The sequence below is a fragment of the Microbulbifer donghaiensis genome (genome assembly GCF_900129095.1).
Classification (GTDB): Bacteria; Pseudomonadota; Gammaproteobacteria; order Pseudomonadales; family Cellvibrionaceae; genus Microbulbifer; species Microbulbifer donghaiensis.
Map to the genome: position 1 here is coordinate 274,542 of NZ_FQVA01000004.1, position 14,432 is coordinate 288,973.

Genomic DNA, 14,432 nt, shown 5'->3' on the forward strand with positions numbered 1-14,432 from the left:
TATTAAGGGTAAAGTCAGCTATACGTCTTTAGCCACTAGTCGCCCAATCCCACCACTCCTGCTATCTTCCTGCCCATAGCAATGCACAGGACCCCCCATGCTCAGGAACCTTACGGCCTCCGTGGCCCTGCTGGCCGCCGCGTCCATCCCGGCGCTCGGCCTGATCGGCTGCGATCGCTCCAAACCCGAATCCAAGCTGCAGCCGGAACACGCGTCCCAGTTCGCCATCGACTACCAGCAGTTCCAGCTGCCGAACGGCCTCAATGTGCTGTTCCATATCGACCGCTCCGATCCGGTGGTGGCGGTGTCGCTGACGGCCCATGTCGGTTCGGCGCGGGAGAAGGAAGGCCGCACCGGCTTTGCGCATCTGTTCGAGCACCTGCTATTTCTGGAGTCCGAGAACCTGGGCAAGGGTGGGCTGGATGCGATGAGTGCGCGCATCGGCGGTTCCGGGGCCAACGGTTCCACCTCCCGCGATGTCACCAACTACTACCAGACGGTACCGAAGGACGCGCTGGAAAAGATGCTGTGGGCCGAGGCGGACAAGCTGGGCTGGTTTATCAACACCGTGACCGAGCCGGTGCTGGCGAAGGAAAAGCAGGTGGTGAAGAACGAGAAGCGCCAGAGCTACGACAACCGTCCCTATGGCCACACCCAGTACGTGATCGACCGCAACCTCTACCCGGCGGGCCACCCCTACAGCTGGCAGGTGATCGGTTCGCTGGAAGACCTGCAGAACGCGACCCTTGCCGATGTGAAGGAGTTCTTCCGCCACTGGTATGTGCCCAACAACGTGACTTTGGTGGTGGCCGGGGATTTCGATCCGGAGCAGGCCAAGGCGTGGGTGCAGAAGTACTTCGGCGAGGTACCGGTGGGCGAGGCCATCGAGCACGCGCCCAAGCAGCCGGCGGTATTGAAAGAGTCAGTGCGCCGCTACCACGAGGACAACTTCGCCCGCGAGCCGGCGCTGACGCTGGCCTGGCCGACCGTGGAGCGCTACCACCCGGACAGCTACCCGCTGGCGGTGCTGCTGGAATACCTGTCCGACGGCAAGCGCGCGCCCCTGTACCGGGTGCTGGTGGAAGACGAGCAGCTGACCGCGGACGTGTCCATGGACAGTTACGAATCCGAGCTGGCCGGCCAGGTGCAGCTGCAGGTGCACGCCTTCGAGGGCCGCGACCTGGACGATGTCTATGCCGGTATCGAAGAGGCCTTCGCGCTGTTCGAGCAGGAGGGCATCGCCGAGGAGGACCTGGAGCGGATCAAGGCGGGCCAGGAGGTTGAGTTCTACAACGGCCTCGCCAGCGTGCTGGGCAAGGGCTTCCAGCTGGCCCAGTACCAGGTGTACCAGGGCGATGCCGGCTATGTGAGCGAGGATATCCAGCGCCTGTTGGCGGTGACCGCCGAGGATGTCGAGCGGGTGTACAACAAGTACCTCAAGGACAAGCCCTACGTGGCGGCGAGCTTCGTGCCGCGCGGTGAGAAAGAACTGGCGCTGGCGGATTCCAGCGTCGCGGAGGTGGTGGAAGAGCAGATCGTCAACGGCGCCGAGGAGCAGTTCGATGCTTCGGCCCAGGCGGACTATGAACAGACCCCTTCCAGCTTCGACCGCAGTGTGGAGCCCTCCTACGGCGACCCGGCAGAAACCGCGGTGCCGCAGGTGTGGCAGCAGCAGCTCGCCAACGGCCTGCAGGTGTCCGGTATCGAGAGCGACGAGGTGCCGACAGTCACCTTCAGCCTGGTGATCGACGGCGGCCAGCTGCATGAGCAACTCGACAGGACAGGCGTGGCCAACCTGACCGCGATGCTGATGGAGCGCGGCACCGCCAAGCGCACCCCGGAAGAACTGGAAACGGCGATCCAGAAACTGGGGGCCAGCATCGAGGTGTCGGCCGACGAGGAGGCGATCCGCTTCGATGTCACGACGCTGGCGCGCAACTTCGAGCCGGTGTTCGCGCTGCTGGAGGAGATGCTGCTGGAGCCGCGCTGGGATGCGAATGAACTGGTGCTGGCGAAGAAGAATGTCACCAGCCAGATCAAGCGCGCCGCGGCCGAGCCCAATGCGATTGCCGGCAAGGCCTTCGCGCGGCTGCTGCACGGCAAGGACAGCATCCGCGGTTACAGTTTGCTCGGCACCAAAGAATCTGTCGCGGCGATAACCATGGACGACCTCAAGGCCTTCCACCGCGATTACCTGTCGCCGTCGGTGAGCCGCACCCATGTGGTGGGGGATATCAGCCGCGAGGATTTCCTCAAGGCGACTGAGTCACTGGCGAAGCGCTGGCCGGCGAGGGAAGTGAAAATCCCCGAGCCGCTATCCGTCGTGGCGGCGCCGGGCATCTACTTTGTGGACGTGCCGGGGGCCAAGCAGTCGGTACTGCGCATCGGCCGCCCGGCCATGTCCGCGCTGTCCGAGGATTACTATCCGGCAGTATTCACCAACTACATTCTCGGCGGTGGCGGCTTTGCCTCGCGTCTGATGCAGCAGCTGCGCGAGGGCAAAGGCTACACCTACGGCATCTATTCCGATATAGACGCCGGCAAAAGCGGCGGCGACTTCGGGATCGCCAGCGGCGTGCGTGCCAACGTCACCGCGGAGTCGGTGCAGCTGATCCGCAACATGCTCGAAGACTACGCGCCCACCTATAGCGAGCAGGATCTGGACAACTCGCGCTCCTTCCTGATCCGCAGCAACACGCGCGCCTTTGAAACCGCGTCCGCCAAGCTCGGCCTGCTGGAAAATATGAGCCGCTACGACTGGCCCGCCGACTACGTGCGTGAGCGCGAGGCCATCACCAAAGCCATGACGGTGGATAAGGTGAAAGCCATTGCCGGTAACTACATGCAGCCGGATTCGATGATCTGGGTGGTAGTGGGCGATCGCGCGACTCAGTTCAGCCGCCTGCAGGAACTGGGCCTGGGTGAGCCGAAGTTGCTGGATGGCGAGACGCTGACGTGGCAGGCGGAGGAGTCTGCAGCGAGTTGAACGCTGCGCGGACCCGGAAAATTCCGGGCCCGCATGCCGCCAAGTGAAGCAATTTTCTTCGGTAGGATGGGCAAAGCGCAGCGTGCCCATCAGCGGGATCTCCGATGGGCACGCTGTGCTTGTCCATCCTACAGAATCACGCGTTTCTGCCTTTATCAGGCTTCTTCCACGACGACGTGGGGCGCTAGATAAGTCATGAAGTCGAGCTTACCGATGGGGGCGCCGAGCTTGCGCAGAATCGCGTAGGCGATGCTGATATGAAAATACAGGTTAGGCATCAAGAAATCGTTCAGATACTGTCGCGCCGGCAGCTCGCAGTGTCTACCTGGCCCGAGACCGATACGCTTGATTTCTTCGAGCTTGCTGTCATCCGCGGCAATGGCTCCAACCTGCTCGCGGGACTGCGCTATGTATAGGCGCGCGGTTGCCAGAGAGTCCACTTCTTTGCTGAGGTTTTCTATCGGCTGGCCGGCGCACCACTGGGCAAATCCCAGGGGCTGATTGCAGACGAAAGCGATCTGGGCGCCGAACGGGTACATATCCTCGGCGAGACGCTCCTGCATGATCGCGTCCATATCCGGGAAATGTTGTTCGCCTACCGACAGAATGTGATCGAGCGTATCGAGTCTTGTGGTGAAAATGCGCTTGATCTCACTGATTTCCTTGTTTGCCATGAAGGCCTCACTTTTTGGAGGTTGATGTCTGAAGTGCTCTGACCGGCGACTTTAACGCAGTGTTGGCCCGCTCGGGAAAATTTCTCATGCGGCCAATGATCGATAGCGAGAAAGCGTTTTTCTAGAGCTGTTTCATCGAGTGCATTGCCACATCGCGGTCATCGTTTTGCCATTTGAATTTAGTAATTATCGGGGTTGCGGATAATCTGTTGCGCCCGCGTGCGCAGCGCCTGCAGCTCGTCAGCCGGTAGCTTGTCCAGCAGGCTCAGCATCATCGCCATGCGCGGATTGTGCTCGAAGCGCTCGCGCTTCTCCGCCAGGAAATTCCAGTACAGACTGTTGAACGGGCAGGCGTCGTCCCCGATTTTTTCCTGCACTTTGTAATGGCAGCCCTCGCAGTAATTGCTCATCTTGTGAATGTAACTGCCGCTGCTGATATACGGCTTGGTCGCCACCAGGCCGCCGTCGGCAAACTGGCTCATGCCGCGGGTGTTGGTGATCTCGACCCATTCGATCGCGTCGATATAGATCCCCAGGTACCAGGCGTCTACCTGGTCCGGGTGCACCTGGGTCAGCAGGGCGAAATTGCCGGTGATCATTAGCCGCTGGATATGGTGGGCGAAGGCGTGCTCCAGGCTGTTTTTGATCGCGTGGTGCAGGCAGTTCATTTTGGTGTCTGCTGTCCAGTAGAACTGCGGCAGGTCGTTGCGGTTGCCGAGGCGGTTGCAGCGGGCGTAGTTCGGCATCTCCCGCCAGTAGACGCCGCGCATATATTCACGCCAGCCGAGGATCTGCCGCACGAAGCCCTCTACCTCGTTGATCGATATGGAGTCTTTGTTCTGTTGCCAGTGCTCGATGACCGCATCGATGACTTCGCGCGGGTGCAGCAGCTTGCTGTTCATCGCGAAACTCAAGCGGCTGTGGAACAGGTAGACCTGCTGCGGGTCCATCGCATCCTGGTAATCGCCGAAGTGGACCAATAACTGTTCGCAGAAGTAGCGCAGTACCTTCAGTCCATCTTCGCGGCTGGTGGGCCAGTTGAAGTGTTGCGGGTCAATTTCGCCGAACGTTTGCACTCCGGCATCTTCAATGCGCTGTAGTGTCGCGCGCACATCCTTGCGGAAACCTTTTTCGTGGGGAATCTGCGGCTGGCCCTTCCACTTGTTGCGGTTGCTCTGGTCGAAATTCCACTGGTCGCTCTCGGGCCTTCCGTCCCTGGTCATCAGGATGTCGTGCTTCCTGCGCATATGGCGATAGAAGCTCTCCATCAGCAGCGATTGTTTGCCGGCGAAGAATTCTGCCAGTTCGCCGCGGCTGGTGAGGAAGTGCTCGCTGTCGCAGGCCTCGCAGTCGATGCTGAGATCGTCGGCAAGTTGTTGGAGTTGCTGGTCGAGGCGGTATTCGTCGGGCAGCTGGTATTCGAATTTTTCGATCCCGTGCTGCTGGATCAACTTGGCGATGTTCTTGCCGAGGTGCTGCGTGTTGTCCGCATCGTCGAGCCGCCAGTGGATAACATTTTTGCCACGAGCGCGCAGCCAGTCGGCGAAGTCCGCCATGGCCTCGAAAAAGGCCACCACCTTCTGGATATGGTGTTTGACGTAGTCGGTTTCCTGGCGCATCTCGGCGATGAAGTACAGGGTGTCCTCGTCGTCATTGCGATACCAGGAGTGCTTGTGATTGAGCTGGTCGCCGAGAATCAGCCTCAGGGTTTTCACGGGTCGTCACCTGTCGCGTGCCGCCGTCGCTCGCGCCGCAGCGGGTTGATGTGGTTACGCACAGCCTAGCCCAGCCGCGATGGAGAAAACGACGCAGCGCTGTGAGCCGAAGTCGGGGAGCTATCGTAGATATAAGTTCGCGATAAATCATGGAGGGTCCATGCCGGGGCCGGACACGGGCTTTATACGCCGCTTTTTCCAGCTTGAGTCTGCGGGTGGGATTCTGTTGATTCTGGCGGCAGCGCTGGCGCTGCTGATGGCCAACTCGCCACTGGAACACATCTACGCACTGTTGCTGCAGACGCCGATGGAGATCAGTGTCGGCGATTTCTCGATCGACAAGCCACTGCTGCTGTGGATCAACGACGGCCTGATGGCGGTGTTCTTCTTCCTGATCGGCCTGGAGTTGAAGCGCGAGCTGATCGAGGGCGAGCTGTCGCAGCGCTCGCAGGTGATACTGCCGGGGCTGGGTGCGATCGGCGGCATGATAGTGCCGGCGCTGATCTATGTCGCATTCAACTGGGATGATCCAGAGGCCCTGAAAGGCTGGGCGATCCCCGCGGCCACGGACATCGCCTTTGCGCTGGGCGTGCTGTCACTGCTCGGTTCCCGCGTGCCGCGCTCCGCCAAGGTATTCCTGACGTCCCTGGCTATTTTCGATGATATCGGTGCCATCCTGATCATCGCCTTTTTCTACACCGACAATATCTCAATGTTCGCGCTGTCGATGGCGACGGGCTGTGTATTGGTGTTGTCGATCATGAAGGTGGCCGGCGTCGAGCATCGTCGCGCCTATTTTGCCGTGGGAATGGTGATGTGGGCGTCACTGCTGAAAAGCGGCGTCCACGCGACTCTGGCGGGGGTGGTGCTGGCGTTTTTTATCCCGATGTATACACGGCGCGATCCGGAATTTTCTCCGCTGAAGAAACTGGAGCGTGACCTGCATCCTACGGTCACCTACCTGATACTGCCGCTGTTTGCATTTGCCAACGCCGGCGTGGATTTTGCCAGCGCGGACGAGCGCTATTTCCTGCACGACGTACCGCTGGGAATCGCGCTGGGCCTGTTTGTCGGCAACCAGGTCGGCATCTTCTCCCTGTGCTGGCTGGGCGTGCGCCTCGGGCTCGTGAAGCTGCCGAAGGGGATGTCCTGGTTGGTCATGTACGGCGTCGCGGTGATCTGCGGTATCGGTTTCACTATGAGTCTGTTTATCGGCTCGCTGGCGTTCGAGGAAACCGGTGTCGACCGTTTCTTCGACGAGCGGGTGGGTATTCTGATTGGCTCCATCCTGTCTGGCGTCGTCGGCTATGGCGTGCTGCGCTTTGCGCTGCGCCAGCCTGCAGGCCCGCCTAGCGGGGCGGCGGATAGCGGCTGATCGGTGTGGCATGGCGGCGCGGGCGCGCGCCGCAGCTTTACCTCGTCAGGCAACCACTCCTTGCGCTTGCATCTGCTCGATTTCCTCCTGGGTATAGCCGAGTTCGTTGAGCAGTTCGTGGGTGTGCTGGCCAAGCGGCGCGCCGGCGGTGTGGCGCCGTGGCTTGTGGCCATCGAACGTCAGCGGTGTATTGATCTGTTGCTGGATATCGCCGTTAGCGAGTACCGCTTCGCACAACATCTGCCGCTCTTTGATCAGCACGCTCTCGGTTGCCTCGGAGAAATTCAGCACTGGTTCGATGCAGGCATCGCAGGCTTCGAATACGCGCATCCAGTCATCGAGCTTGGCCATGGCAATGGCCGCGGCAATATCCTGTTTGAGCTGTTGCTGGTCCGGTTCCAGTACCCGCTGCAGCCACTCGGGGTGGCCGATGGCCGTGAAAAACTGCTCCGCGAATTGCGGTTCCAGGCTGCCGACGGACAGGTAGCGGTTGTCCGCGGTGCGGTAGTAATCGTAATAGCTGCCGCCATTCAGCAATTCCTGCTCGGGCATCGGGTCGCCGGCGCCGGCCAGCGCATTGGCACCGCTGACGGCGTTCAGCGCGAAGGCGCAGTCGGTCATGCTGATATCGATGTGGCTGCCCCTGCCGCTCTGCTGGCGCTGGTATACGGCGGCGAGAATGCCCATTACCGCGTGATGCGAGCCGCCGGCGATATCGGCGACCTGGGTGCCGCTGAGACTCGGGCCGCTCTGTTCGCGGCCGGAATAGCTGGCGAGGCCGGACAGGGCCAGGTAGTTGATATCGTGGCCGGCGCGCTGTTTGAGCGGACCCGTCTGGCCGTAACCGGTGATGGAGCAGTAGATAAGGTCCTTGCGGGTTTCGCGCAGTGCGTGATAGCTGAGGCCGAGCCTGTCCATCACACCGGGGCGGAACTGCTCGACGATGATGTCGTACTCCACCAGCAGGCGCCGCACAATTTCTTTGGCGCGCGGGTCTTTCAAGTCCAGGGCCAGGGCTTGTTTGTTGCGGTTGATGGTGGCGTGGACGGCGGAGACGGGGTGTTCGCCGCCGACCATCGGCGGCAGGCCGCGCAGCATATCCGGGCGCGTCGGCGATTCGATGCGCAGCACCTCCGCGCCCATATCCGCCAGCAACATGGTGGCGTAGGGGCCGGGCAGCAGGGTGGAGAAGTCGAGGATTTTCAGGCCTTTTAGTGGGCCGTTAATGTTCTGCATATGCTGATTATTTTCATGGGTGTTTGTTGTCGTCATACCGGCCTGGGCCGGAATGACGATGGTGCATTGTTTTCGCCTGCAAGCAGGCTCCTACGAGGGTCGCTCGCTGTCAGCTGTGTAGGATGGGCAAAGCGCAGCGTGCCCATCAAGTGGCGGCTGATGGGCACGCTGCGCTTTGCCCATCCTACGAGAGCCCCGGGGCTCGCTGTCAGTCCTTCAATAGATCGCGGGAAATGATCAGCTTCATGATTTCATTGGTGCCGGCGTAGATGCGCTGCACGCGCGCGTCGGCCCAGGCGCGGGCGATCGGGTATTCCCACATATAGCCGTAGCCACCGTGCAGCTGTACGCATTCGTCGAGCAGCTTGCACTGGAAGTCGGTGGCCAGCAGTTTGGCCTTGGCGGCGGTGCTGGCGTCCAGCTTCTTCTCGTAGTGCAGTTCCATGCAGCGGTCGACGAACACGCGCAGCGCGGTCAGCTCGCTGGCCAGTTCCGCCAGCTTGAACTGGGTGTTCTGGAAGGCGGCGATGGGTTTGCCGAAGGCCTTGCGCTCGCGCACATAGTCGACGGTCCAGCGCAGTCCCGCCTCCGCGTTGGCAATCGCACCGATGGCGACACCGAGGCGCTCCTGTGCCAGTTCCTGCATCAGGTAGATAAAGCCCTGGCCCTCGCCGCCGAGCAGGTTTTCCGCCGGCACCTTGACGTCGTCGAAAAACAACTCGGAGGTGTCCTGGGCCTTCATACCGACCTTTTCCAGGTTGGTGCCCTTCTTAAACCCGGGGCTGGCGGTCTCTACGAGCAGCAGGCTGACACCGGCCGCGCCCTCGTCCGGATTGGTCTTCGCGACTATGATCACCAGGTCGGCCAGCTGGCCGTTGGTGATAAAGGTCTTGGAGCCATTCAGCACATAGTGATCGCCGTTCCTGATCGCGGTGGTGCGCACATTCTGCAGGTCGGAACCGGTACCCGGTTCGGTCATCGCAATCGCAGTGATGATCTCGCCGCTAATGCACTTGGGCAGGTATTTCTGTTTCTGCTCCTCGCTGCCGTAGTTGACGATATAGGGTACGGCGATGTCCGAGTGCAGGCCCCAGCCGATACCGGTGAGATTGGCGCGGGAAATCTCCTCGGCGACAATGGCGTTGTAGCCGAAGTCCAGCCCCAGACCGCCGTACTCCTCCGGGATCTGCGGGCATAGGAAACCCATCTGGCCGGCCTTGGTCCACAGCTCGCGATCCACCTGGCCGTCCTTCTCCCACTGGTGGTGATAGGGCGCGGCCTCGTTTTCCAGGAATTTGCGCACGGTGTTGCGAAACTGTTCGTGATCTTCGTTGAAGACTGTTCTCGGGATCATCGCTTTTCTCCGCAATATTATTCGTATTATTGATCAGTCAGGGGCAGGTTGGCCTCGGCCATTTGTACCAGCGTCTGCGGCGGCGCGAAACGGTCGCCGTATTGCTCGGCCAGTTCCCGCGCGCGCTGTGCGAATGCTTCGGGGCCGTACTGGTTGATGTACTGCAGCGCGCCGCCGGTCCACGGCGGGAAGCCGATGCCGAAGATGGAACCGATATTGGCATCGCGCACGCTGCGCAGTACCTGCTCCTCGTAACAGCGCAGCGTCTCGATCGCCATGATAAACAGCAGCCGCTCCTTCACATCCTCGAACGGCGGTTGCTCACCCGCGGGGAATTCCTTCGCCAGTCCCTGCCACAAGTGTTTCTTTGCATCTTCCGGGTAGCTGTAGAAACCACCACCGGCGGCCTTGCCGGCGCGGCCCAGTTCCAGCATATGGTCGATGACCTTGTCCGCCGGGTGCGACGGCACCGGTTGGCCCTCGCGCTGCAGGTCGTTGATGGTCTGCTGGCGGATTTTGCTCATCAATGTCAGCGACACCTCATCGCTCACCGCCAGCGGGCCGACCGGAAAACCGGCCAGTGCCGCGGCACTTTCGATGGTGGCCGGATCAACCCCCTCGCCGAGCATGGCAATACCCTCGTTGGTAAAGCAACCGAATACCCGCGAGGTAAAAAAGCCGCGGCTGTCGTTGACGACGATCGGCGTCTTGCCGATCTGCAGCACGAAGGCGAAGGCGCGCGCGAGGGTCTCGTCGCTGGTCTGCTCGCCGCAGATGATTTCCACCAGTGGCATCTTGTCGGCCGGCGAGAAGAAGTGCAGGCCGATAAAATTTTTCGGCCGCTGTGAGGCTTTGGCGAGGCCGGTGATCGGCAGGGTCGAGGTGTTGGAGGCGAAGACGGCGCTGTCGGCGAGCTGTTCCTCGGCCTCCGCGGTGACCTTGGCCTTCAGCTCGCGGTCCTCGAATACCGCCTCGATAACCAGCTCGCAGCCTTCCAGCTCGGCGGCGCTGTCGGTCGGCTGGATGCGGGACAATATGGCCTGCATGCGGGGTTCGTCGATGCGCCCGCGCTGCAGCCGTTTCTGCAGGGATTTCTCGGCGTAGCCCTTGCCCTTCTCGGCGGCTTCCAGCGAGACATCCTTTAGAACCACTTCGACACCCTTGCTCGCACAGGCGTAGGCGATGCCGGCACCCATCATGCCGGCCCCGAGAATACCGATCCTTCTGAGCGGTGTAGTTTCCCCGTCGTTCTTGCTTAAAGAGCTGCGCGCAGCCTCGGGCAGCGAGGCGCCGGACTTGATCGCGTTGAGACCGAACCAGAGGGTGCCGATCATATTCTTCGCCACCTGGCCGCAGGCCAGTTCGACGAAGTAGCGCGACTCGATGCGGCTAGCCGTATCGAAATCCACCTGGGAGCCCTCGACCACGGTGGCGAGTATGGCTTCCGGCGCCGGGAAACAGCCCTTGGTCTTCTGTTGCAGCATTGCCGGTGCGACGACCAGCAGCTGCGCATTCTTCGGGTTCCTGGCATCGCCGCCGGGCATGCGATAGCCGGGCTGATCCCAGGGTTGCTGCACTTCGGTGTCGGCGTTGGCGAGCACGAAGGCGCGGGCGTGCTCGAGCAGTTCGTCGGCGTCTTTTGCGGTCTGGTGAATCAGGCCCGCCTCCAGCGCCTGTTGCGGGCCCACCTGTTTGCCTTCGAGCAGATACGGCAGGGCATTCTGCATACCGAGCAGGCGCGGCATGCGCACGCAACCGCCGCCGCCGGGCAGCAGACCGAGGGTGACTTCCGGCAGACCGATTTTTACTGCCGGGCTGTCGATCGCGATGCGGTGATGGCAGCTCAGCGCCAGTTCCCAGCCGCCGCCGAGCGCGGCGCCGTTGATCGCCGCCACCACCGGCTTGCCGTGGGATTCCAGCCAGCGCAGTTCCGCTTTCAGCGCCTCGCAGTAGGCAAAAAATTCCGCGGCCTCTTCGCGGTCGGCGGCGTAGAGCCAGTTGAGGTCGCCACCGGCAAAAAAGGTTTTCTTGGCCGAGCGCACGATAATGCCAACGTAGTCGTCCTTCTTCAGGCGCTCGGCGGCCTCGCGCAGCGATACGGCGAAATCCCGGTCCATCACATTCGCGGATGCGTTGGGGTTGTCCAGGATCAGGTGAATGATGTTGTCGCTGTCTTTTTCCAGGCGAATGGATTTCATGTTGTAGCCCCCCCGTTAACCCAGACGTTCGATAATGGTTGCCACACCCATGCCGCCACCGACGCACAGGGTGACCAGGCCGTAGCGCTGGCCGCGCTGTTCCAGTTCGTCCAGTACCGTGCCGACCAGCATGGCGCCGGTGGCACCGAGGGGATGGCCCATGGCGATGGAGCCACCGTTCACATTGATTTTTTCCGGATCGATATCCAGTTCGCGCTGGAAGCGCATGACCACCGCGGCGAACGCCTCGTTGACCTCGTACAGGTCGATTTCCTGCGCGGTCAGTCCGGCGACCTTCAGCGCCTTGCGCGTGGCCGGCGCCGGGCCGGTGAGCATGATGGTGGGATCGGTACCGACCACCGCGGCGGAGACGATGCGCGCGCGCGGTGTTATGCCGAGATCGCGGCCGGCCTGTTCGCTGCCAATCAGCAGTGCCGCGGCACCATCGACGATGCCGGAGGAGTTGCCGGCGGTGTGCACGTGGTTGATGCGTTCCACCTGGGGATAGCGGGCGCGGGCAACACTGTCGAAGCCCAGTTCGCCGAGGCCGGCGAAGGAGGACTTCAGTTGTCCCAGCCCTTCCATCGTGGTGTCCGGGCGCACCAGCTGATCGGAATCGAGGATCAGCAGGCCGTTCTGATCGCGCACCGGTACGACGGACTTGGCGAAGGCGCCGCGGGCCCAGGCGGCGGCTGCCTTCTCCTGGGACTGCAGCGCGAACGCATCCACATCCTCGCGCGTGAAGCCGCCGAGGGTGGCGATCAAATCGGCGCCGATGCCCTGCGGGGCGAAACCGGTGTCCAGCGCGGTGCGCGGATCCGCCGCCCAGGCGCCGCCGTCGCTGCCCATCGGCACCCGCGACATGGACTCGACGCCGCCGGCGACGACCAGCTGTTCCCAGCCAGAGCGCACCTTGGCGGCGGCGAAATTCACCGCCGAGGCACCGGAGGCGCAAAAGCGGTTCAGGGTGACGCCGCCGATATCCCAGTCCCAGCCTGCTACTAAAGCCGCGGTCTTGGCGATATCGGCGCCCTGGTCGCCGATCGGCGTGACACAGCCCATGACCACGTCATCGACTCTCTGCGTGTCCAGTTGCGTGCGCTGCTGCAGCTCGCGCAGCAGGTTGGCGAGCAGGGTGACCGGTTTGACTTCGTACAGGGCACCGCCGGGTTTGCCTTTGCCCCGGGGCGTGCGGATGGCATCGTAGATAAAAGCTTCTGTCGGCACGGTTCAGGCCTCTTTATTATTTCGTGGTTATTACCTTAGTTGCGCCCGCCGCTGGTGCAATGATGAAAGACGCCACGGACGATGACGCCGGTGACAGCGGGTGACCATAAAGACACCGGCGGTTTCCGGTTACTGGTTATTCGGAATCAAACTAATCCGCCGACTTTGCTGCCATACACTCATTGGAGACGTTTAGAGGTATTAAACGACGAGGTCTTCTATGGCGGACAATCTACTGGACATGGCAATACGCCAGCTGGGCTCTGACGGTATTGGCGCGCTGGCCGGCGCCCTCGGCCTGCCGGCCGACCGCGGCGAACCCGCGGTAAATACCGGTCTCTCTTCCGTGCTGGCCGGCATGTTGAACAAGGGCAGCAGCAAGACCGGCATGGCCGGCCTGTTCAACATGATCAGCGACAGTGGCGTTGTAGATTTCTCCTCCATCACCGATATCTTCAAAGATCCGGAACAGATGGGCGCCCTGCAGAAAAGCGGCGCCAATATGCTGGACGGTATTTTCGGCAGCAAGGCCGGCCGCGTCGGCGAGCTGGTGTCTGCAGCGCTCGGTGGCGGCAGCGCCAATGGCGGCAGCCTGCTCAAGGTCGCGGCACCGGTGGTCATGTCGTTGTTGAGCCGGCTGGTGAAGAGCAAGGGCCTGGATATTTCCCAGCTCGCTGCCCTGCTGATTGGGCAGAAGTCGCATATCAAAGACAAGCTGCCCGCTGGCCTGCTCAATGAGTTGGGCGTACCCGATTTCTCCGACCTCGGCGGCCGCCTGGAAACTCACGGACACGCGCAGCCGCAGGAGCCGCGCCCGCAGGCCTTGCACCACGAGCCGGCGAAAAAACGCGGTGGTTTCGGCAAGTGGTTCTGGCCGCTGCTGATTGCGCTGGCGGCACTCTATGCACTGAATATGTGTGCGAAGAAACAGGAAGTGGAGAAAAAACCCGGCGAGGTGATTCTGGACGAGGAGTCGGTGATTATCGAGGAGACGCCAAATGGTGCGGTGACCCCACCGGATACCAGTGGCGCACCTGCTACGGGAGAGGCGGAGGGCTTTGCCGGCAGCTTCCGCGAGTACCTGACCAACGCCGCGCGAGATCCCAATCGCGAGTTCCCACTGACGATCGAGTTTGCCAAAGACAGTGCCGACGTCACCAGTGCATCGGTGCCGGATGTCGAGGCGCTGGCGAAAATCATGCAGGAAAATCCGGGCCTGACCATTGCTATCGAGGGGCACACGTCCGGCGAGGGCGATGAGATGGCAAATCAGCAATTGTCACAGGAGCGCGCAGACGCCGTGCGCCAGATGCTGACGGACAAAGGCATTGATCCGAACCGCGTGACTGCCACCGGCATGGGTTCAGCGAAACCCATCGCCGATGATGCCACCGAAGAGGGCAAGCAGAAGAATCGCCGCATCAGTGTGCGGGTGGTGACCTTCGAATAAGCCGTTCGGCAATCCCTAAAGAAAATCCCCGCGCGTGCGGGGATTTTCAGACTATTGATAAACCCCCGCATTTCGTTTTGAGTCGGTGCGGTGGCGGCCAAGCACTAGGACGAGTATTACGAAACGCTGTGAATACATCCCTGTAAGCTCCGGCGGCGACGTCCTGTCGCCGACGGTTCGAAACACTCGTCCTAGCACTTTGCCTTAAATTTTGACT

9 protein-coding genes are annotated in these 14,432 nt (G+C 61.6%); 3 read left to right on the forward strand and 6 right to left on the reverse strand.

Translation table 11 applies throughout. The annotated features are described in order from the left end of the window. Positions 1 to 97: 97 nt before the first annotated feature. Positions 98 to 2,986: a M16 family metallopeptidase gene (locus BUC36_RS14930; protein ID WP_084536112.1), complete on the forward strand. Its 2,889-nt coding sequence runs from the start codon at positions 98 to 100 to the stop codon at positions 2,984 to 2,986. A 155-nt stretch (positions 2,987 to 3,141) separates the two neighbouring features. Here BUC36_RS14930 and BUC36_RS14935 read toward each other — a convergent pair whose 3' ends face one another. After that, on the reverse strand, positions 3,142 to 3,660 hold the full coding sequence (locus BUC36_RS14935) for a DUF1993 domain-containing protein (protein ID WP_073276560.1): 519 nt from the start codon (positions 3,658 to 3,660) through the stop codon (positions 3,142 to 3,144). A gap of 179 nt (positions 3,661 to 3,839) precedes the next feature. After that, positions 3,840 to 5,375: a cryptochrome/photolyase family protein gene (locus BUC36_RS14940; RefSeq protein ID WP_073276562.1), complete on the reverse strand. Its 1,536-nt coding sequence runs from the start codon at positions 5,373 to 5,375 to the stop codon at positions 3,840 to 3,842. Positions 5,376 to 5,535: 160 nt separating this feature from the next. Between BUC36_RS14940 and nhaA the strand changes: the two genes are divergently transcribed. Then, positions 5,536 to 6,750, forward strand: a complete 1,215-nt coding sequence (nhaA, locus tag BUC36_RS14945) for a Na+/H+ antiporter NhaA (RefSeq protein WP_073276564.1) — start codon at positions 5,536 to 5,538, stop codon at positions 6,748 to 6,750. A 45-nt stretch (positions 6,751 to 6,795) separates the two neighbouring features. Here nhaA and BUC36_RS14950 read toward each other — a convergent pair whose 3' ends face one another. The 4 genes from BUC36_RS14950 to BUC36_RS14965 form a co-directional block, all read right to left on the reverse strand. Further along, positions 6,796 to 8,022: a CaiB/BaiF CoA transferase family protein gene (locus BUC36_RS14950; RefSeq protein ID WP_234995016.1), complete on the reverse strand. Its 1,227-nt coding sequence runs from the start codon at positions 8,020 to 8,022 to the stop codon at positions 6,796 to 6,798. Positions 8,023 to 8,194: 172 nt separating this feature from the next. Next, positions 8,195 to 9,340 carry an acyl-CoA dehydrogenase family protein gene (locus tag BUC36_RS14955; RefSeq protein WP_073276566.1) on the reverse strand — a complete coding sequence of 382 codons (1,146 nt, stop codon included), beginning with the start codon at positions 9,338 to 9,340 and terminating at the stop codon, positions 8,195 to 8,197. A 26-nt stretch (positions 9,341 to 9,366) separates the two neighbouring features. After that, the gene (locus BUC36_RS14960; RefSeq protein ID WP_073276568.1) at positions 9,367 to 11,538 is read right to left on the reverse strand and encodes a 3-hydroxyacyl-CoA dehydrogenase NAD-binding domain-containing protein; all 2,172 of its coding nucleotides are present in this window, start codon (positions 11,536 to 11,538) and stop codon (positions 9,367 to 9,369) included. Between the two features lie 15 nt (positions 11,539 to 11,553). Continuing rightward, positions 11,554 to 12,765 carry an acetyl-CoA C-acetyltransferase gene (locus BUC36_RS14965; RefSeq protein ID WP_073276570.1) on the reverse strand — a complete coding sequence of 404 codons (1,212 nt, stop codon included), beginning with the start codon at positions 12,763 to 12,765 and terminating at the stop codon, positions 11,554 to 11,556. Between the two features lie 220 nt (positions 12,766 to 12,985). On the opposite strand from BUC36_RS14965, the gene BUC36_RS14970 reads away from it, so the two are divergent. Beyond that, positions 12,986 to 14,215 (forward strand): OmpA family protein, encoded by a 1,230-nt coding sequence (locus BUC36_RS14970; RefSeq protein WP_073276572.1) that lies wholly within the window; start codon positions 12,986 to 12,988, stop codon positions 14,213 to 14,215. The last annotated feature ends 217 nt before the right edge of the window (positions 14,216 to 14,432 follow it).

Excerpts from the sequence above, each read along its gene's own strand:
- BUC36_RS14935 (WP_073276560.1), bottom strand. The coding sequence starts at position 3,660 with ATGGCAAACAAGGAAATCAGTGAGATCAAGCGCATTTTCACCACAAGA.
- BUC36_RS14970 (WP_073276572.1), top strand. The coding sequence starts at position 12,986 with ATGGCGGACAATCTACTGGACATGGCAATACGCCAGCTGGGCTCTGAC.
- BUC36_RS14950 (WP_234995016.1), bottom strand. The coding sequence starts at position 8,022 with ATGACGACAACAAACACCCATGAAAATAATCAGCATATGCAGAACATT.
- nhaA (WP_073276564.1), top strand. The coding sequence starts at position 5,536 with ATGCCGGGGCCGGACACGGGCTTTATACGCCGCTTTTTCCAGCTTGAG.
- BUC36_RS14955 (WP_073276566.1), bottom strand. The coding sequence starts at position 9,340 with ATGATCCCGAGAACAGTCTTCAACGAAGATCACGAACAGTTTCGCAAC.
- BUC36_RS14960 (WP_073276568.1), bottom strand. The coding sequence starts at position 11,538 with ATGAAATCCATTCGCCTGGAAAAAGACAGCGACAACATCATTCACCTG.
- BUC36_RS14930 (WP_084536112.1), top strand. The coding sequence starts at position 98 with ATGCTCAGGAACCTTACGGCCTCCGTGGCCCTGCTGGCCGCCGCGTCC.